This is a genomic window from Aquabacterium parvum (assembly GCF_001447195.1).
Classification (GTDB): domain Bacteria; phylum Pseudomonadota; class Gammaproteobacteria; order Burkholderiales; family Burkholderiaceae_C; genus Aquabacterium; species Aquabacterium parvum.
This window is the reverse complement of record NZ_LFRI01000324.1, coordinates 16,659-36,690: the sequence shown is the minus strand read 5'-3', so window position 1 is coordinate 36,690 and position 20,032 is coordinate 16,659. Positions and strand designations below refer to the sequence as shown.

Annotated in this window: 13 protein-coding genes; 10 read left to right on the top strand and 3 right to left on the bottom strand. The window is 68.4% G+C overall.

Annotation, left to right across the window (positions count from 1 at the left end):
• Positions 1–11: 11 nt before the first annotated feature.
• A complete protein-coding gene (locus ABG80_RS11010) occupies positions 12–2,183 on the bottom strand; it encodes an Ig-like domain-containing protein (RefSeq protein WP_152987589.1) in 2,172 nt (723 codons plus the stop codon).
• Between the two features lie 131 nt (positions 2,184–2,314).
• Between ABG80_RS11010 and ABG80_RS11005 the strand changes: the two genes are divergently transcribed.
• The 9 genes from ABG80_RS11005 to ABG80_RS10965 all read left to right on the top strand — a co-directional run bounded on the left by ABG80_RS11005 (position 2,315) and on the right by ABG80_RS10965 (position 16,060).
• The gene (locus ABG80_RS11005; protein ID WP_083506017.1) at positions 2,315–3,670 is read left to right on the top strand and encodes a coiled-coil domain-containing protein; all 1,356 of its coding nucleotides are present in this window, start codon (positions 2,315–2,317) and stop codon (positions 3,668–3,670) included.
• Entirely contained in the window at positions 3,667–4,395 is a 729-nt protein-coding gene (locus ABG80_RS11000; protein WP_058087709.1) for a hypothetical protein, read from the top strand. The genes ABG80_RS11005 and ABG80_RS11000 overlap by 4 nt, the downstream gene beginning before the upstream one ends.
• Positions 4,396–4,400: 5 nt before the next feature.
• Positions 4,401–7,217 (top strand): ATP-binding protein, encoded by a 2,817-nt coding sequence (locus ABG80_RS10995; RefSeq protein ID WP_058087708.1) that lies wholly within the window; start codon positions 4,401–4,403, stop codon positions 7,215–7,217.
• A 59-nt stretch (positions 7,218–7,276) separates the two neighbouring features.
• Positions 7,277–8,713 carry a sensor histidine kinase gene (locus tag ABG80_RS10990; RefSeq protein WP_058087738.1) on the top strand — a complete coding sequence of 479 codons (1,437 nt, stop codon included), beginning with the start codon at positions 7,277–7,279 and terminating at the stop codon, positions 8,711–8,713.
• Positions 8,700–9,326: a hypothetical protein gene (locus ABG80_RS10985; protein WP_058087707.1), complete on the top strand. Its 627-nt coding sequence runs from the start codon at positions 8,700–8,702 to the stop codon at positions 9,324–9,326. Before ABG80_RS10990 ends, ABG80_RS10985 begins: the two co-directional genes overlap by 14 nt.
• Positions 9,323–10,708, top strand: a complete 1,386-nt coding sequence (locus ABG80_RS10980; RefSeq protein ID WP_058087706.1) for a sigma 54-interacting transcriptional regulator — start codon at positions 9,323–9,325, stop codon at positions 10,706–10,708. Before ABG80_RS10985 ends, ABG80_RS10980 begins: the two co-directional genes overlap by 4 nt.
• A 315-nt stretch (positions 10,709–11,023) precedes the next feature.
• Positions 11,024–12,643 carry a glucan biosynthesis protein G gene (locus ABG80_RS10975; protein WP_083506016.1) on the top strand — a complete coding sequence of 540 codons (1,620 nt, stop codon included), beginning with the start codon at positions 11,024–11,026 and terminating at the stop codon, positions 12,641–12,643.
• Positions 12,613–14,616, top strand: a complete 2,004-nt coding sequence (gene mdoH / locus ABG80_RS10970; protein ID WP_200964304.1) for a glucans biosynthesis glucosyltransferase MdoH — start codon at positions 12,613–12,615, stop codon at positions 14,614–14,616. The genes ABG80_RS10975 and mdoH overlap by 31 nt, the downstream gene beginning before the upstream one ends.
• A gap of 181 nt (positions 14,617–14,797) precedes the next feature.
• Positions 14,798–16,060: a pectin acetylesterase-family hydrolase gene (locus ABG80_RS10965; RefSeq protein WP_058087705.1), complete on the top strand. Its 1,263-nt coding sequence runs from the start codon at positions 14,798–14,800 to the stop codon at positions 16,058–16,060.
• Between the two features lie 164 nt (positions 16,061–16,224).
• Here the strand turns inward: ABG80_RS10965 and ABG80_RS10960 are convergent, their stop codons facing one another.
• Positions 16,225–16,752, bottom strand: a complete 528-nt coding sequence (locus ABG80_RS10960; protein WP_058087704.1) for an FxDxF family PEP-CTERM protein — start codon at positions 16,750–16,752, stop codon at positions 16,225–16,227.
• Between the two features lie 229 nt (positions 16,753–16,981).
• Positions 16,982–18,841 carry a phosphoenolpyruvate carboxykinase (GTP) gene (locus ABG80_RS10955; RefSeq protein WP_058087703.1) on the bottom strand — a complete coding sequence of 620 codons (1,860 nt, stop codon included), beginning with the start codon at positions 18,839–18,841 and terminating at the stop codon, positions 16,982–16,984.
• Positions 18,842–19,130: 289 nt separating this feature from the next.
• On the opposite strand from ABG80_RS10955, the gene ABG80_RS10950 reads away from it, so the two are divergent.
• Positions 19,131–20,030, top strand: coding sequence for a hypothetical protein (locus tag ABG80_RS10950; RefSeq protein WP_160322527.1), 900 nt, complete (start codon positions 19,131–19,133; stop codon positions 20,028–20,030).
• Positions 20,031–20,032 lie beyond the last annotated feature (2 nt).

The following is a 20,032-nucleotide window of genomic DNA, read 5'->3' as shown; positions in this document are numbered from 1 at the left end:
CCTGCCCATGCTCAACGACAGATGCCTAGGAAGCAGGCAAGCACCTTGACCGAAACGCCCGTCGCCGTTGCGTTCACTGGGTTGGCCGAGTCACCGTTGTAATGAGCGGTGATGGTGTAGGTGCCCGCAGTGGTGATGCGCGTGTTCAGTTTGGCGACGCCACCGACCAGGGTCACCAATCCGCCCAGGTTGACACCATTGGCCTTGAACTGCACCGTGCCGGTCGGCTGATAGCCGTTCTTGACGGTGGCCGTCAGGTCAAAGTTCTGCGTCGTTCTGGTTTGGGTGACGCTGCTGCCCACCGTCATGGTGGTGGGCGGCGCCGCGAACAGCACGGGTCGGTTGTTCAACTGCACGGAAGCGCCGATGGCCGTCGTCGTGCCGGTCAGATCGGTCGCATTGGTGCGACCAGCAGGCGGCGTGTAGCTCACCTGGGCTTGCGGGTTCCAGGCCACAACCGATGTGGCCGGGCCACGCTTGAGGGTGTACTCCCAGGTGCCATCAGCGCGAACTGTGCGTCCGATCAGAACGGCTCCTGTGAGCCACTTGCTGACCTGGATGTACGCCGTGCCGGCTTCGGTCGTGCTGTACGCCAACGAGCCCTCCGTGGCCTCGCGGGCCCCCGCAATCGGCCAGCTGCCACCACCGCTGCGCTGGTCCCACGCGTAGTAGTAGTTGGCGTCCAATCCCGCAGCCCATCCAACCAACATGTGCCGGGCCACGAATGAGGCGCCGGCCCGGTCATTGGGCCCACCGCTTTGCGTGCCAACAGGCAGGCTGGAAGCGTTGAGGTAGCCGCCCTCGGTGTTCCAGATCGGTCGGGTGTCCAGGCCAAATCGACGCAGCACCGAGAGGGCGTTGGTCACGAGGTGCTCACGCTCGAACATGTCCTCGACCGAGCGTGCCTGCGCTGCAACCTTGGTCTTGCGCTCGTCGAGGTAATCGCCCACGAAGCCGTCATAGGCGTGCACCGACGTGATGTCCCAATGGGCCTCACCGCCAGGGTAGGCCAACTTCGCGGCCTGCAGGTAGCGATCCAGGAAGGTGTTGTCGCCCAGGTCGAAACTGGGGCTGACAATGACGTTGGTCGGGTCAACTTCCTTGAGAACCGCTCGGGCGCTGGCGACCAGGTTCGCCAGCTTCAGGGGGTCGGCCTTGAACGCGGAGCATTGGTAGGGCTCGTTCCAGATTTCCCAATGACGCACTTTGCCCTTGGCGCGCGTCGCCACAGCTCGCACCCAGTCGCGCCAGACGGCGTCACTCGACGGAGGCGAAGAGGAGGTTCCAGCGTAGAACTGACAAGTGATTGGCGCACCGGACGACCAGGCAGGGCCATTCCCCCCCAAGACCATCAAAGGCGCGGCACCCACGCTGATGGCGCGAGCGACACGGCGGTCGAACTCGGCCCAATTGTTCTGGGTCGGCGAGTCGCGGAAAATGTCAGCCCATTGCACGCCATTGGCGTCCCAGAGGCGCTCGGCGCCCGCTGATCGACCCAAGCCGGTGAGCGACTGCGATTGGTGGGCATGCACACCAAAGTAACTGGCCGGCACCACCTGCATGGAGCGCGAATGCACAGGTTCGGTGGCATCAACTTCGGGGGTCACCTGGGCATCGTCCAGGTAAACCTTGACATTGCCGCGCGTCGACACGAACAAACCGCCCGGTACGTTGGCGTCTGCCACCACGGGAGCAAGGCCTTCGAATTCATAGGAGGCCCAGTTCGTGGTCAGCTTGGCGACAGTGACACCGTAAGCCGTGTACGGGCTGTTCCAGGCGCGCAGTTGAAGCAGCACCTCGGTCGGGGCATCGGCTTTCATCCAGACCACCGTGCGGTAGCGGTTGCCGGGCTTGAGCCAGACCCAAGTGCTGATGACGGCGTCACCGGTCACGCTGTTGGACGCCACCCCCTGCGACTTCCCTGTACCCGAACGTCCGACCTCGGCCGAAAAGGTGACAGTCGTGGCCGATTTGTCACTCATCCAGCAGTTGTTGGGCCCCCAATTGTTGGCCAATTGCCCCTGCAAGGTCGGAGCGGACACGCCAGCGCCGGAGCAGTTCTCGACGTTCTGGAAGCCGATGTCGAAGCTTGGGTTTTCGAGGACGTTGGCGCAAGCGAGACCGCTGAAACCGATCAAAGCTGCGCAGACAAGGCGAGACACAGGCCACGGATGTGGTGTCACGGGGAGCTCCTGATTGAAGTGTGTTGAATGTGTCCCGAGCCATTCAGGCGCCGGACCCAAACCACGGTATCACGCCAACAGGCGCGCCAAAGCCGGATCTGGCACGATCGCGACTCCGGCACAATGCAGCCATGAGTGAGGCCCCGCCCCAAGACCTGCAAGACAGCCCATCTGAAACGATCGGTTTCGACGGATTTTTTCGTGACAACGAAAGCCCCATTCACGCGCCCCTTTCCGCCGCCCTGCAACACCGCCTGCCGCTGATCGACGCTCTGCGCGGCCTGTTCAGCGGACCGCAGGCTCACGTGCAGCTGCGCCTGTGGTGCTTCATGGAGCTGGCCACGCAGCCGCAGGCGCGCCTGTCGCGCGACGAGGTCAACCGCCTCTTTCACATGCTGCTGCCCGAGGCGCTGGAGACCGCGCTCAAGCGCCTGCGTGACATCAACCTGCTGGCCTGGGACGCCACCGCCCAGGACTACCACCTGCCCCCGCTGGCGCAGCAGGTGCACGGCCTGCTGGCGCCGCTGACCGCCCCGCCCGCCCTGGTCGAAGAAGACGAGATGGCTTCGCTGCTGGCCCAGGTGGCCGGCGCGCAGCAGTTGGGCCTGGTCAACGCCAACCAGCTCAAGCACCTGCACGCCCAGCTCGCGCGGCTGCACGACGAGTTCGCCGAAGCGATCGCCAGCGGCTCCGAGTCGCGCCTGCGGGCCGCGCAGCCGCGCTTCGATCGCGCGCTCGACCTCGTCGACCGCGCTGGCCAGGCGCTGACCGCGCTGATCCGCGCCGAGCACGACGACCCGCGACTGGAACGCGAGGCCCGCGCCATCGGCCAGGAGCAGGCTCGCCTGCTGGCCATGGCCAGCCAGTTCACGCGCGCCCTGCAGCAGGCTGACCGCCAGCGCGTGACACTGGGCTCCACCGGCCTGACGACCTCGGACGTGCGCCTGTGGCTGCAGCGCCACCCCGCGCTCGACACCCTGCTGGGCGAAGCGTTGAGCCTGCCCGTGCGCACGGTGCTGGTCAGCCAGCACGACCTCATCGACGTGGCCGAAGGCGAGTTCGAACGCGACCGCCCACCCGCCGGCCTCGCCGATGGCCTGCCGCCGCCCGCCGAAGCCGCCACCGGCTCGCTCGAAACCCTGAGCCTGCCGGCCGAGCTGGGCAACCTGATCGACCGACTGAGCCAATGGCAGACCGCTGGCGACGCACCACGCCAGGTGCACGAAGCCGTGCTGGGCGGCCGCTTTGCCCAGGCTGCCTACCGCATGCAGCTCATGCCCCTGCTGGGCGACCCGCAGGCGCAGACCATGAAGGGCCTCACGGGGGACCTCGCCCGCTCGCCCTGGCGCTGGCAGTTCGAGCCCCGCCAGATCGAGCCGCAGGACGAAGCCGTGGTCCTCATCAGCGAAGGCGTGCTGACGCCGCTGGCTGCCGCACCGGCACCCACCTCTGCGGCAGCCTCTGACACCGAACCGACACCGACATGAGCCAACACCTGGACGACGCCGCCCTGCTGGCGGCCGAGCTGCTTGCCCGCCGCTGGCTGCCCCGCCAGCACCCCAAGGTGCGCCGCGCCCTGGTCGACGCCGACCTGTGGGCCGCCACGCAAGACCGCCTGGCCCAGGTGGGCCTGCGCCTGATCGACAACCTGTATGCCGACCACGTCAGCGTGGCGCTGCTGCGCCCGGCCGAGACCGCCGTGTTCGGCGAGGCGGGGCTGAACAGCCACAACAACATCGACCTGCCGCGCGACGCCGTCTCGCTGCTGGTGCTGCTGTGGGCGCTGATCATCCTGCCCAAGCGCGAGCGCCAGCAGGCCCGCGCCGCCAGCGCCAATGGCGACGACCAGAACGACATGTTCGGCCGCGAGCGCCCGGTGCCCACGGCGGCCAGCGTCAGCCCGCTGGTGCCCTACCGCGCGCTGCTGGCCGACTTCGGCGTGCAGTTGGGCAAGAAGACGCGCCTGGACACCAACCTCAAGCGCCTGGAGAACCACGGCTTCATCGTGCGCAAGGGCGAGGACATCGGTGAAGGGCCGCTGCTCGATCTGCTGCTCGATTACGACGCGCTGGCGCCGCGCATCCTGCAAGGCGCGCTGGCCGACGTGCTGGTGCAGGCCAAGGAGCTGCAGGCCAACCTGCCACTGGCCTTGACGCACCCGGCCGAAGACGAACACGACGACGACATCGCTGACGAAGAAGACGAGGCCTGATCCCCATGTTCCACCTGCAAAGCCTCGAACTGCTGCACTGGGATTACTGCCAGCGCCTGTCCCTGCCGCTCGACGGCGCCATCATCACCGTCGCCGGCCCCAACGGCTCGGGCAAGACCACCCTGCTCGACGCCATGCGCACGCTGCTGGGCCTCGAATGCTCGGGCGGCCGCAATTACAAGACCTACGCCCGCCACGCCAACGCCGACAGCGCCTGGCTGCGCGCCACGGTCGACAACCGCCCGCGCAACCGCCAGTCCTCCAACCGCCCCTTCGCGCGCTGCCTGCTGTACGCGGACGTGGTCACGCTGGCCTGCCGCATCGACCGCAACGGCGGCGACTGGACACGCCGCTACATCATGGTCGAGGGCGACATCTCGATCGAAACGCTGATCGAGCGCGGCGACCGCGAATGGCTGGGCATCGACAACTGGCGCAAACGCCTCGAAGGCGCGGGATTGAGCCGCGCCATCGCCAAAGTGCTGGCCCTCGAACAAGGCCAGACCGACCGCCTGTGCGAATACAGCCCCAAGGAGCTGCTGCGCCTGGTCTTCGACGTCTTCGGTGACCAGGAGGTGCTCGACCGCTACGACGAGGCCCGCACCCACCAGAAGCAACTGCTGCAGGAAGTCGAAGCCGCCGAGCGCGAGCTGTCGCACGGCCGCGCGCAACGCGCCGAGCTCGAAGCCCGTGTCAACAACCACCGCCAGTACGAGCTCAAGTGCCAGGAGCGCGAAACCCTGGCCACCGAGGTCGTGCCCGTGTTGAGCAACCAGGAGACGCGCAAGTCCCTGGCCACCAAGCTGCGCGAACTGCACCGTCAACGCATCCAGTCGGCCGAAGACCGCCGCGCCCACGGCCAGGTCAAGGCCGACCTGCTGCAGCGCCTGCAAGACCAGACCACCGCCGCCGAACGCGTCGAAGCCCTCGAAGCCAAGGTGCGCACCGCCCGCCGCACGCAGGAAGAAGCCCGCGACGCCGAGCGTCCCATCGAGGTCCTGGTCAAGCGCGCCGACGAGCTGCAAGGCCTGGCCGTGGTCGAAGGCGATGCCGGCCAGCTCACGCAGCGCATCGCCGAACTGAGCGAGCACAAGCAAAAGCTGTCCACCCAATGGCAGCGCCTCAAGGACCAGCGCGACGAAGCCCAGCGCGCCATGGACGCCCTCAAGGGCCAGCGCCAGGCCCCGCCTCCGCCCGAGGTCACGCGCTTTCGCCGCACGCTCGACGAAGCCGGCATCAACCACCACCTGATCGCTGACATCATCGAGATCACCGATGAGCGCTGGCGTGCCGCCGCCGAAGGCGTGCTGCGCGGCAGCCGCTGGGTGGTGGTGCTGGCCAACTCGCGCCACGAGGCCCAGGCCATGGCCCTGGCCGAGCGCGAGCGCTACCGCCACTACATCGTCGCCGATGTGGAAGATGCCCCCAAGGATGCTGACAAGCACAGCCTGCTGGCCGTGCTCAAGTTCGCCGCCCCGGCCCCGCGCTGGCTGCTGCGCCAGCTCGAACACATCCGCCGCGTCGACAACACCGAAGCGGGCGTGAAGGTTGGCGGCGAGTGGATCACCCCCGAGGCCTACCACCGCGATGGCCGTGGCGGCCGCTCGGTCTGGGTCGAGCCCAGCCAGCACCAGTTCGGCGCCTCGGCCGTGGCCACGCGCCGCGACTCCATCGAAAACCGCCTGGCCCAGCTCGACGAAGAGATGACGCGCCTCGTGCGCGACCAGGCCTTCTTCGATCGCCAGCTGCAGGACGCCCGCCAGGCCGCGCAAGGCTTCACCGCCGCGGCCGAGCTGGTCGAGCGCGAAGCCGAGTTCGCCGAAGCCCGGCGCCAGTTGCCCGTGCTCAAGCAGGCCCGCATGGACGCCGGTGAGCGCTGGCAGCAATCGGAAGCCGAGCTCAAGCACGCCGTGGTCGAGCAGACCAACGCTCAGCACGCCTACCGACAGGCGCAAGAGAAGCTCGCCCACATCGAACAACGCAGCGCCCAGCACGAACGCGAATGGCAGGCCCGCTTCGACGACCTGCTCGGCCAGGCGCTGATGTCCCGCGAGGTCAAGCACTCGCTGCCCAAGCACTGGCGCAGCCCCGAGCGCATCCGCGAGATGCAGGCGCACTACGGCAACGCCACCCAGGCCCGCCTGCGCGCCGAAGCCGTGGACCGCGAGCTCACCGAGGGCCAGTGGGAAACCGACGCCACTGTGGTCGAGCAGCTCACGCTGATGAACGCCAACGTGCTGCGCCAGGAAGACGAACTGAGCCAGCGCAAGGCCAGCAACGCCGCCGCCGCCATCGCCGTGGACAACGCCCGCGAGCGCTACACCGACGTGCTCAAGGTCACTGTGCGCCGCTATCGCAAGAACGTGATCGAACTCGGCCAGCTCGCCGGCGTGGACGTGCAGTGCGAGCTGCCCCACCTCGGCGACGACGACACCACCCTGCGCCAGGCCGAACTCAAGATCCACTTCAACTTCGACGGCAAGGGCCACATCGGCCTCAACGACGGCGAAGCCTCGGGCGGCCAGCAGGTCATCAAATCCCTCATCCTGCTCGTGGGCCTGATGAAGGACGACGAAACGCCCGGCGGCTTCGTCTTCATCGACGAGCCCTTCGCCCACCTGGACGTGCGCAACATCCAGCTGGTCGGCCACTTCCTGCGCTCCACGCGCGCGCAGTACGTGCTGACCACGCCGATCACGCACAACGTCGAGGTGTTCGAGCCCGCCGACATCACGCTGGTGACGGCCAAGAAGCCCAAGGGCCAGCGCTGGGCGCCGCCGATCGGGGTGCTGCAGCGACGCGTGCCGGCCGAGGCTTATTGAAGCTGCATTGAGCTCGGCATGGCACAGTGAAGGGGTCGCCCCACTCTTGCTGCCCCCACGTGCTCTCGCGCCTGTCCTTCCGCCGTCTTTTGCTGCTGGCCCTCCTGCTCATCGCAGGGCTGCTGGCCGCGGCGTCGTTCAACGGCCTCTACATGCTCGAGCGCCTGCTGGCGCAGAGCCAGGACGAAGCCGACCGCGCCGCCCTCGAGGCCGCTGAAGGCCAGCGCCTGGAAGAGCGCGGCGTGGCGATGGAGCGCGCCGCCCGCCAGTTCCTGGTGCTGGGCGATGCCTCCCTCCTGCAGCGCCACGACCAGGCCAAGGACGAGGCCCAGCGCAGCCTGCACACCCTCGCGCTGCACGGCCTGGACGCGGCCCTGGTGAACCGCTGGAACCAGCAGATGGCCGCCATCGGCAGGCAGTTGGGCTCCTCGACACGCCAGCACGGCCTCAACGGCGAGGACATCGTCGGCTCGTTCCAGTCGCTGCATGAAATCAACGCCGAGGTCAGCCTCGCGATGCGCCAGGCCAGCCAGGCCCGCAACGCAGCTTTGCAGGACGCCATCGACGCAGGCCGCTCGGCGCTGCGTCGCCAGATGCTGGCCGGCATCTCGCTGGCCGTGGGCCTGGCGCTTGCGCTCGCGCTGTGGCTGGCACGGCCGCTCAAGCGGCTCGAGCGCGCCATCGTGCAACTGGGCGAGAACCGCCTGAACGAGCCCGTCGCCGTGCAGGGCCCCAGCGACTTGCGCGCCCTGGGCACCCGACTCGACTGGCTGCGCCTGCGCCTCAAGGAGCTGGACGACGACAAGTCGCGCTTCCTGCGCCACATCTCTCACGAGCTGAAGACCCCGTTGGCCGCGCTGCGCGAAGGCGTCGCGATCCTCGAAGAGGGCGTGACCGGCCCCCTCAACCCAGACCAGCGCGAAGTGGCCCGCATCCTCGGACACAACGTCCAGACCCTGCAGGCACAGATCGAGGACCTGCTGCGCTTCAACGCCGCCGCCTTCGAGGCCCGCAAGCTCGTGCGGCGCCCGACCGACTTGCGGGACCTCATCGAGCAGCAGATCTCCGCACAGCAGCTGCAATGGCAGGCCAAGCGCATCGAGGTGACGGTGCAGGGCGACGCCCCGCCGCCGGCGATCGACGCCGACAAGCTCGGCACGGCCTTGGGCAACCTGCTGTCCAACGCCATCCGCTTCACCCCCAACGGCGGGCACATCCGCTTCGAGCTCGGCCACGCGCCCGGCCAGGTGGTGCTCGACCTCTTCGACGACGGCCCCGGTGTGGCAGCATCCGATGTCGATCGCGTGTTCGAGCCGTTCTACCGGGGGGAAGTCCAGCCGGAAGGCGCCGTGCGCGGCACCGGCATCGGCCTGTCCATCGTGCGCGAGTACATCGATGCGCATGGGGGCCGCGTCAGCCTGCTCCCGCATCCTTCGCCTGCGCCCACCAACCGCGGCGCCCATTTCCGCATCGAATTGCCTCATGCCCCCGTTTGACCGATCCGCCCGAGCGGCGCGACCCGCCCCCGCAGCACGCCTGACGGCACTCGTCGCAGGCCTGCTGTCCGCGCTTTGCGTGGCCTGCACCCCTTGGTCACCGCGCCTCCCCGAGCCGCAACCTGAGCCGCCGCAGGCCGCCTCGGCCCCCCGTGCGGCACCCACACCCGACGTGGCGCAGGCCGCTCGGACCTGGTCCGCCATCCAGGACCGCATCGCGTCCACCCCGCCAGATCAGTGGCCCCTGCACGCCGCGGCGTTGGGCGATGGCCGCGCCACGCCGGAGCAAAGCCTGGAGCTGGCCTTGCTGCTGGGCCTGTTGCAAGCACCTGGCGACACCGCCCGAGCGCTGGACTTGCTGCAGGGTGTGCTCCAGCGAACCGACCCTGAAGCGCTGGCGTGGCGCCACCCGGCCCTGCTCCTCAAGGCCTTGCTGAGCGAACAGCGGCGGCTGCAAGAGCAGGCGGAGCGGCTGAATGCGCAACTGCGCGATCAACAGCGCGACAGCCAGCGCCGCATCGACCAGCTCAACGAAAAGCTCGAGGCCCTCAAGTCGATCGAGCGCAGCCTCAACCAGCGCGCGGCGCCTGCAGCGCCCGCCAGCCGACCATGACGTCCATGACGCCCGCCAACATCCTGCTCGTTGACGACGACCCCGACCTCCTGAGGCTGCTGTCGATGCGCCTGAGCGGCGCGGGCCTGCGTGTCACGGCGGTGGAGACGGCTGAAAAGGCGCTGGCCGCATTGGGTGTCGAACGCCCGCAGGTCGTGGTCAGCGACGTGCAACTGCCCGGCATGGACGGCCTGGCGCTGTTCGACGCCATCCGCTCGCGCCACCCGTCCTTGCCCGTCATCTTGCTGACCGCCCACGGCACCATCCCCGATGCGGTGGGCGCGACCTCTCGCGGCGTGTTCTGCTACCTCACCAAACCCTTCGACGGCAAGGCGCTGCTGGAGGTGGTGCAGCGCGCGCTGCAGGTCAGCGCGCCGGAGCCCGTCCACGCCGACCTGGCCTCGCCCGACTGGCAGGCCGACATCGTCAGCCGCTCCAGCACCATGGCGGAGCTGCTGTCCGAGGCCCGCATGGTGGCCGGCACCGACGCCAGCGTGCTGATCCGGGGCGAAAGCGGCACGGGCAAGGAGGTGCTGGCGCAAGCCATCCACCGCGCCAGCGCGCGGGCCGGTCAACCGTTCGTGGCCGTCAACTGCGGCGCGATCCCTGAAAACCTGCTGGAGTCCGAGCTGTTCGGGCACGTCAAGGGGGCGTTCACCGGCGCGGTCTCCAACCACCGAGGCCTGTTCCAGGCGGCACAAGGCGGCACCCTGTTCCTCGACGAGATCGGGGACATGCCCCCGCCCCTGCAGGTCAAGCTGCTGCGCGTGCTGCAAGAGCGCCAGGTGCGACCGGTGGGCGCCAGCGAAGCCGTGCCGGTGGACGTGCGCATCGTCTCGGCCACCCACCGCGACCTGGACGCCGCGATGGCCTCGGGCCAGTTTCGCGAAGACCTGTATTACCGGCTCAACGTCGTGAGCCTGACCCTGCCGCCCTTGAGCGAACGCCGCGAAGACATCCCCTTGCTGGCGAACCACTTCCTCGCGCGCCTGGCCCTCAAGTACAACAAGCCCTTGAACGGCTTCGCGCCGGAAGCCATGTCGGCCCTGGTCACCGCGCCCTGGCCCGGCAACGTGCGCCAGTTGAACAACGTGGTCGAGCAGGTTTGCGCGCTGGCCACCACGCCCCTGATCCCCCTGGCGCTGGTTCAGCGCGCCTTGCGCACGCCCGGCGTGGCGATCCTGCCGCTGGCCGAGGCGCGGCTGCGCTTCGAGCGCGATTACCTGGTCGGGCTGCTCAAGCTGACCGACGGCAGCGTGGCCGACGCCGCCCGCCTGGCCCAGCGCAACCGCACCGAGTTCTATCGCCTGCTCCAAAAGCACGGACTCACGCCGGATGCCTTCCGCGGCGGCGACCCTGTCGCCGATCAGCGACAAGGGTAAAGGCCTTTCAAATCAAGCACTTGGCTTGACAACAGGCCAGCCGTGTCGCCGTGGCCCGACGCCCGCGACGCGCATCCACCTTCGCCCAGGCCCCTGGCGGCCACCACGGCGCCCGCGACCCCCCGCATGGCGGACACTTGCAATTGCTCACAGCCTCGGCCCGCACCGGCGCAGCAACGCCGGCTTCACGCAAGTGGCTGTCAGCAAACGCATATTTCGACGGCGCGCACGGGCTCACCGCCCACGCCTCATTGACTTGGCACATGTGTTGCCATGCGACTGCGGTCTGCCACCCTCCGTGTCACGCCCCGGTCCATGCACCCGCCCCAACCGTTCGCCCTTGCGCCATGGCTGCGCCGCACCCCGCCACGCCGCCGCACGACAACACGTGGCCTGCTGACGGTCTGGTCAGCGCTGTGCCTGCTGCTGCCCGCCGGCGCCCGCGCGCAAGGCCTGGCGGCCTCCCCTGGCCCGTTTTCGTTTGAACAGGTCGTCGAGCTGGCTCGCCAGCGGGCCGCGCTCCCCACTGACGAACCCGCCGCCGCGCCAGCGCTGCCGCCTGAACTGGCGTCGCTGAACTACGACCAGTACCGCGACATCCGCTTCAAGCCCGAACGGGCGCTGTGGCGCAAGGAGAACCTGCCCTTCGAGTTGATGACCTTTCACCTCGGTTTCTTCCAGACGGTGCCCGTGCGCGTGCACGAGGTGGTGCAAGGCCAGGTGCGCCCCTTGGGCTTCGACCCCAGCCAGTTCGACTACGGCAAGAACCGGTTGAACCCCGCGCAGTGGGGCGACATCGGCCTGGCGGGCTTTCGCGTCCACGCTCGCCTCAACTCACCGACCCACAAGGACGAGCTGATCGTGTTCCTGGGCGCGAGCTACTTCCGCGCCATCGGGGCGGGCCAGCTCTACGGCCTGTCGGCTCGGGGGCTCGCGGTGGACACGGTGGGAGGGCAGGCCGAGGAGTTCCCCCGCTTCACCACGTTCTGGGTCGAGCGCCCCACCGCCGGCGCCGCCTCCGTGGTCATCCACGCCTTGCTCGAGTCTCGCCGCGTGACCGGCGCCTACCGCTTCGAGGTGCGCCCCGGCGACGACACCGTCACCGAGGTGCAGAGCCGGCTCTTCCTGCGCTCAGGCGCCCAGCCACCGATCGCCACCCTGGGCATCGCCCCGCTCACCAGCATGTACATGTTCGGCGAGAACCAGCCCCACCGCACCGACTTCCGCCCCGAGGTGCACGACTCGGACGGGCTGATGGTGCACAGCGGCAGCGGCGAGTGGCTGTGGCGCCCCTTGATCAACCCGGCCCGGCCCTTGACCACCTCGTTCGCCATGCCTTCGCTGCGCGGCTTCGGCCTGATGCAGCGCGACCGCGCCTTCTCCAGCTACGAAGACGTGGAGGCGCGCTACGACCGCCGGCCCAGCGCCTGGGTCGAGCCCATGCACGACTGGGGCCCGGGCAGGGTGGAGCTGGTGCAGCTGCCCACCCCCGACGAAACGAACGACAACATCGTCGCGTACTGGGTGCCCCGCGCGCTGCCGCCGGCCGGCCAGCCGCTCAAGCTCGACTACCGCATCCACTGGCAAGGCCACAAACAGCAGCGCCCGCCTGGCGCCTGGGTGGTGCAAACGCGCGTGGGCCGGGGCTTCGCCGAACTCGCGCCGGGCGAGCACCAGTTCATCGTCGACTTCGCCGGCCCCGCCATCGACGGCCTGGCGGCCAGCGCGCCGCTGCGGGCCCAGGTCAGCGCCGGAGACAACGGCCGCATCGTCGAACAGGCCCTCTATCGCAACGAGGCCGCCCGCAGCTGGCGCCTGGCCTTGCGCGTGCGGCAACTGCGCAGCGACCAACCGGTCGAGCTGCGCGCCTTCCTTCAACACCAACGAGACACGGTCAGCGAGACATGGAGCAACATCCTTCCAGCCCAGCGATGACGCCGGCGCGGCCCAGCCAGCGCGCGCGCACCATGCCGGCCATCCATCGCGGCGCCATGGTGCCGCGCCCGTGGGTCGGGTTCACGCGAGGCCTGCTGCAAGGCCTGTCGGGCGCCTTGCGTCGCGAGCCACCGCGCGCGGCCACGCCCGCACCCGCCCCGTGGGAGCAAGCGGCACGCTGGCGCCGCCGGCTGCTGCTCAGCCTGGTGATGCTGTCCAGCGGGCTGGCCACCTGGGTGCTGTCTTCGGCCCTGCCGACCTACCGCTACCCCGCGCTCCAATGGCTGCAGACGGGCTTGTTCACCCTGCTCTTTGCCTGGGTGTCGGCCGGCTGCGTCACCGCGGTGATGGGCTTTCGGGTGCTGCTGTTCGGTGATCGCCACGCGCTGTCGGCGCGCTCGCTGGACCGCAGCCAACCCATCGATGCCTCCGCGCGCACCGCCCTGGTCATGCCCATCTGCAACGAAGACGTCACCACCGTCTTCGCGGGCCTGCGCGCCACCTGCGAATCGCTGGCCAACACCGTTGCGGCGGGCCTGTTCGACCTCTACGTGCTGTCCGACACCAGCGACCCGGCCCTGCAAGCCCAGGAGCTCACCGCCTGGGCCGCCCTGCGCGACACGCTGGCAGCCCACCCCATGCGCGTGCACTACCGCCACCGCATCGTGCGCACCAAACGCAAGGCCGGCAACGTGGCGGACTTCTGCCGCCGCTGGGGGTGCGACCACCGCTACATGGTCGTGCTCGACGCCGACAGCGTCATGTCCGGCGATGCGCTGGTCACCCTCGTGCGCCTGATGGAGGCGCATCCACAGGCGGGCATCCTGCAGACGCAGCCTCACGCCGTTGGCTTGTCCACCGTCCATGCCCGCACCCAGCAGTTCGCGGCGCGCGTCACGGGACGGCTGTTCGCGGCAGGCATGCAGTACTGGCAACTCGGCGAGGCCCACTACTGGGGTCACAACGCCATCATCCGGGTGGCGCCGTTCATGGCGCATTGCGCCCTGGCGCCGCTGCCAGGTGGGCGCGGCGGCCTCGGTGGCGACATCCTGTCCCATGACTTCGTGGAGGCCGCCCTGATGCGCCGCGCCGGCCATCACGTGTGGCTGGTGTCCGACCTGAGCGGCAGCTACGAGCAGCAGCCGCCTGACCTGCTGACGGAACTGCAGCGCGACCGGCGCTGGTGTCAGGGCAACCTGCAAAACGCCCAGCTCATCGCCGAGCCCGGCTTGCACGCCGTGCACCGCGGCATGCTGGCCACGGGCGCCATGGCCTATCTGTCAGCACCCTTGTGGCTGGCGTACGTGGCCCTGGGGGTCGGCTTGTGGCTCTCAGGCGGCAACGCGCTGTTCGACGAACACGGCGCCCTCACGCTGAAGGTGCTGGGCCTGTGGGTGGGCACCGTGGCCATGCTGTTGCTGCCTCGGGCCCTGGGCGTGGCCGCCGTGCTCTTGCGCGGCGAGCAGCGCCAGCACGGCGGCACCTGGCCTTTGATCGCCAGCAGCGTGCTCGAAGCCGGCCTGTCCGCGGTGCAAGCGCCTTTGCGCATGGTCGCGCACACCTTTTTCGTGCTGATCGCGCTCACGGGTTGGCGCCTGGAATGGCGCTCCCCTCCGCGCGAGGCGCAAGACCTGGGCTGGCGCGAGGCCGCGCGGCCGTTCGCGGTCGCTGGCGCCCTTGCCGCCGCTGCCACGGTGACCCTGCTGCTGCTGCACAGCTCGGCCCTGTGGTGGCTGCTGCCCATGACCGTGCCCTTGATGCTGGCGGCACCCATCACCGTGTGGACCAGCCAATCATCGGCTGGACAGCGGCTCAAGCAGCTGGGCTTGCTGATCGTGCCGGAAGAGGCCTGGACGCCCTCGGTGCTGCGCCGTGCCTGGGCGCACGCCCGCGTGCAGCGCTCGCTGACGGCGAACCCGCCCGACATCGCAAGGCCGGTGCACCCGCGCGATGCGCTCAAGGCAGCAGGTTAACCCCATCGGGTGCGGCGGGAATACCCGCTCCGCACAGCGCGCCAACCGTCGGCCACCCGACAAACGGCGCGGCGTTCACACCGCCTGAACGGCTGTTTCTGCTGGTTAACGCGCAAGCCAAAAAAAACAGCGTTATCGACACTCGTTCTCACAGAACAACCCTCGTGAGAAGGAGAACCCCATGTCCTTGCGCTCCGTCCTGAAGGTGGCCGTCCAGGCCACCGCCGCCAGCCTCGTGTGCGCCGCCGCGCACGCCGGCTACCTCCAGTGGGAAACCGTCGAGCTGCCCGCCTCCAGCGGCGCCACCTGCGGCAACGGCACCCCCTACCGCTTCTTCGTCAACCGCACGCCCTTCACCAGCAAGACGGTGGTGATGTTCGAAGGCGGCGGCGCGTGCTGGGACCAGGGCGCCTGCAAAGGCGGCACCCTGCTGGACGCCGTGAACCCCGACGGCATCCCCACCAACTACATGACCGACTGGAACCGCCAGGCCCACCTCGGCCTGGTCACGCCCTTCACCATGCGCCTGCACCCGCTGCAGTCGGTGCAGACGCAAAGCTGGAACATCGTCTACCTGACCTACTGCACGGGCGACGTGCACACCGGCAACAAGGTCGCCGTGTACGACAACGTCGACCCGGCCAACCCGATGGCATACCACCACCGCGGCATGGTCAACGCCAAGGCCGTGGCGGCCTGGATGGCCAAGAACCTCAAGCAGCCTGAAAAGCTGTTCCTCACGGGCTTCTCGGCCGGTGGCGTGGGCTCGGCGGCCCTGTACCCGGCCTTCCGTGAAGCGCTCAAGCCCAAGCAGATGTCGCTGCTCGCCGACTCGGGCCCGCTGTTCAACGTGCCACGCGACGCCACGCCCGAGCAGGCGCCCTCGGTGCTGCTGCACAACAAGATCCGCACCGTCTGGGGCCTCGATGGCGCCAACGGCCTGGTCACCGAGCTGATCACCAAATACCCGGGCGCCGGCAGCGCCGACAACCTGGGCAGCATCACGGCCGGGCTGGGCAAGATCTTCCCGAACGACCGCATCGGCTACGCCAACTTCCAGGAAGACACCAACTTCTCGGCCTTCTCGTACCAGAAGTTCTACCCCGAGATCGCCAACGCGCCCGACAACGAGACGCGCCTGAAGCTGCTCAACCAGAAGTGGCGCCAGGAGATCACGCCCTGGGTCGCGCAGATGGAGACGCAGCCCAACATCGGCTACTACATCCCCAACAAGCGCGAACTCAACGGCTCTCACTGCCTGACCATCGTGACCTTCGGCGGCACCAGCATCGTCGAGACCGGGCTCAAGGACGTGGGCCGTTTCGTGGACAACCTGATCGACGGCAAAGGCACGCCGATCCGCGCCTTCGAGAAGAACCCGACCAGCCAACGCGTGCTGATCAGCGACTGGTTCGCCGACCTGATCGCGCCGCTGCTGCCTTGAAGCTGCGTTGAGCCAGACCACAGGGGGCGGCCGCGTGCCGCCCTCATGCAAGGCCCCGGCGCCCGCTCACCCAGGCGACACCCTCCCCAACGAAAAAGGGCTCCCGAAGGAGCCCTTTGCTTTTCACCGCGCCTTGGCAGCGCAGCGAGCAGGTCGTCAGCCGATCAGGCAGCGCGGCGACGCGAAGCCACGGCACCGACCACACCCAGGCCAGCCAGCAGCAGAGCGTAGTTGGTGGGTTCGGGGATGGCGGCGGTGACGTTGCCGACGAAGGCGCCGTACTCAGGCACGCCAACACCGCGCACCGTCAGGGTGTGGTCGCCGCTGCTCAGGCCAGCGAAGGAGAAGGCGAAGCCGCCGTTCTGGGCCACGAAAGTGGTGGCGGCCACGCCGTCAACCAGGATGTTTTCCAGGGTGATGGGGGTCAGGGTGAACTCGGTGGTGGTGGCTTCGATCAGTTCGAAGTCGGTGCCAGCCTGGCCGATGAAACCCGTCAGGCCGGAAGCGGCGGACAGGCTGAAGTCGTAGGAGATTTCAAACGGGGTGGCCTCTTCGAAGCGGCTGAAACCGCCGAAGGACACGGCCTCGGTGCCAACGACACCCAGGTTGGAGAAGGGACCAAAGACCGCTGCGTGGGCCGAAACGGAGGCCATCACGAAAGCGGATGCGGCGATGAGGTTGCGGACGAACATGTTGACTCCCTGGGGGGAGCTCCCCCGAACAAATGACCACCCAACACAAATGCTGGGTAAACGTGACAAATTCTCACACCGTCTGGTCGGGTGCCCCACCCCTTGCTTGGGGGAAAAGGGACCTGGCCACGCCGCTTCGGACACAAAAACCCCGCCGAAGCGGGGTGGGTGCCAGATCGGCGCGGGGGCGAACCCCCAGCCGAGGGCCGATCGGGCCCGAACAGCCTCATTAGGCAGCCAGGCGTTGCTCCAGCTTGGCCTTGGTGGCGGGCATGGCGGCGGGCAGGTTGTGCGACAGCTGGGTGAACAGCTCGTCGTGCAGCTTGAGCTCTTGCTGCCAGGAGGCCTTGTCCACGCCGATCACCGACTGGAACTGGTCCTTGGTGAAGTTCAGGCCATTCCAGTTGATGTCTTCGTAGGTGGGGCTCACGCCAAAGGCGTTTTCCACACCGCCAGCCTTGCCTTGCAGGCGGCCCAGCATCCACTCCAGCACGCGCATGTTCTCGCTGTAGCCAGGCCACACGAACTTGCCGTCGGCGCCCTTGCGGAACCAGTTCACGCAGTAGATCTGGGGCAGCTTGGCGCCCGAGGCTTGCAGCTTGGCGCCCAGGTCCAGCCAGTGCTGGAAGTAGTCGCTCATGTTGTAGCCCATGAAGGGCAGCATGGCGAACGGGTCACGGCGCACCACGCCTTGCTGGCCGAAGGCAGCTGCGGTGGTCTCGGAGCCCATGGTGGCGGCCATGTAGACGCCTTCGGTCCAGTCGCGAGCTTCGGTCACCAGGGGCACGGTGGTCGAGCGGCGGCCGCCGAAGATGAAGGCATCGATGGGCACGCCAGCGGGGTTGTCCCACTCGGGGTCGAGCACCGGGTTGTTGGTGGCGGCCACGGTGAAGCGGGCGTTCGGGTGAGCGGCCTTGACGCCCTTTTCCTTGCCGATGGCCGGGGTCCAGTCGTTGCCTTGCCAGTCGATCAGGTGAGCCGGGGCTTCGTCGGTCATCGACTCCCACCACACGTCGCCGTCATCGGTCAGGGCCACGTTTGTGAAGATCACGTCGCGGTCGAGCGACTTCATGCAGTTGAAGTTGGTCAGGGTGTTGGTGCCCGGGGCCACGCCGAAGTAACCGGCTTCGGGGTTGATGGCGTAGAGCTTGCCGTCGGCAGCGGGCTTGATCCAGGCGATGTCGTCACCGATGGTGGTGACCTTCCAGCCGTTGTAGCCCTCGGGCGGGATCAGCATGGAGAAGTTGGTCTTGCCGCAGGCCGAGGGGAAGGCGGCGGCCACGTGGTACTTCTTGCCTTCGGGATTGGTCACGCCCAGCAGCAGCATGTGCTCGGCCAGCCAGCCTTGGTCACGGCCCATGGTGGAAGCGATGCGCAGGGCGAAGCACTTCTTGCCCAGCAGCGCGTTGCCGCCGTAGCCCGAGCCGTAGGACCAGATTTCGCGGGTCTCGGGGTAGTGAACGATGTACTTGGTGTCGGGGTTGCAAGGCCAGGCCACGTCCTTCTGACCAGCGGCCAGGGGGGCACCCACGGTGTGCACGCAAGGCACGAACTCGCCATCGGTGCCGAGCACATCGATCACGCCCTTGCCCATGCGGGTCATCAGCTTCATGTTGACGGCCACGTAGGCGCTGTCGGACAGCTCAACGCCAATGTGGGCGATGTCCGAACCCAGCGGGCCCATCGAGAAGGGCACGACGTACATCGTGCGGCCGGCCATGGCGCCCTTGAACAGGGCGTCGGCACCGGTCTGCAGCTTGGCGCGCATTTCAGCGGGCTCGCACCAGTTGTTGGTGGGGCCGGCATCTTCCTTGCGAGTCGAGCAGATGAAGGTGCGGTCTTCCACGCGGGCCACGTCGGAGGGGTGGGTCCAGGCGAGGTAGGAGTTCGGGCGCAGCTCGGGGTTGAGCTTCTTGAACGAGCCGGCAGCCACGAGCTGGGCGCACAGGCGGTCGTACTCTTCGGTGGTGCCGTCGCACCAGACGACGTCCTTGGGTTGCAGCAGGGCGGCCATCTCGGCCACCCAGGCAATCAGCTTGGTGTTTTTGACGTAGGCAGGTGCATTGACCTGAGCAGCAACGTTCGACATGACAAGGCTCCAGAAAGTAAAAAACAAGGTCTCGACAGCGCTGCGGCAACCTGGTCTGGCCAAGCTGGCCCCCGGTCATGGCAACGCTCTCGACACCCCGTCGGATGGGCCCCGTGAACGCCCAGGGGCGCCCGGCGGGAACCTCGTAGTTTAGACGATCGGACCGATTCGCGCCTGCCCCCTCGTCCGTGGGGCGTCCAGGGATGCCCCCAGGGCGAAGGCGGCAAGGTGTCACGGAAATGCCCTTTTTTTGGATGCTGATACAACTGTGGACAACTGCGGGACAGCCATGACCAAGCCCGCCGCCGGCAGCAGGCACACTTCGGCCTGCGTTTTTTCACCCTCCGCCATGCCCGAGAAGACCGAATTCGCTGTCCGCCGCGCCTTGATGACGCGCACGCTGGGTGCCGCGAGCATTTTTTGCGCCGGGTTTTGCCAGGCCGCCTGGGCGCTGCGCCCCCGGGCCCAGAGCCCTGAGGTCGCGGTGGACCCCCTGCTCGCCGAAACCGGGCTGACCGCTCGCTGGGCGGCGGCGATGCGCCGCGACCTGGGCTGGGCCGCGCAGTGGCACACCACCCCCAGCCGCCTGGTGCTGGATCGGCTGGAGTCGGGTGAAGCCGAAGTCGGGCTCTTCCTGAGCCACCCCCGCGCCGGCCACCTCGAAAAGGAAGGCCTCATCCACGACCGACGCAAGCTGGCGCGCACCGAGGTCTGGCTGGTCGGCCCGGCAGACGACCCCGCCGGCATCCGCGCAGAAAAAGACCCGGCGCGCGCCATCGCCCAGGTGCTGGCGGCCCAGGCCGCCGGGGTGGCGAGCTGGCAGACCGGCTTGCCAGGCGAACCTGCGGCGCACGCCGCTGCGGACAGCCCCTTGGCTCAACTGGCCGCTCAACTGCTGGCCCAGCCGGCCACCGGTCAGCCGCTGACCGCAGCCCTGGCCAACAAACAGCTCAACCCGAGCGCCCCGGCTTACCGGCTGGTGACCCAGGCCGCCTGGCTGCGCCAAGGCCAGGTGCGCGGCACCCGTGTCTGGTTCCAGGGGCACCCGGCTTTGGTGCTGCACGCCGAGGTGGCGCGCTCCTTCCGCGGCAAGCACCCGGGCGGCAAGCTCCTGGTCGACTGGCTGGACCGCCCGCTGGCACGGGGCACGCTGCGTGGCGTGGCCGGCTGGCAGAACGCCAAAGGCTGATC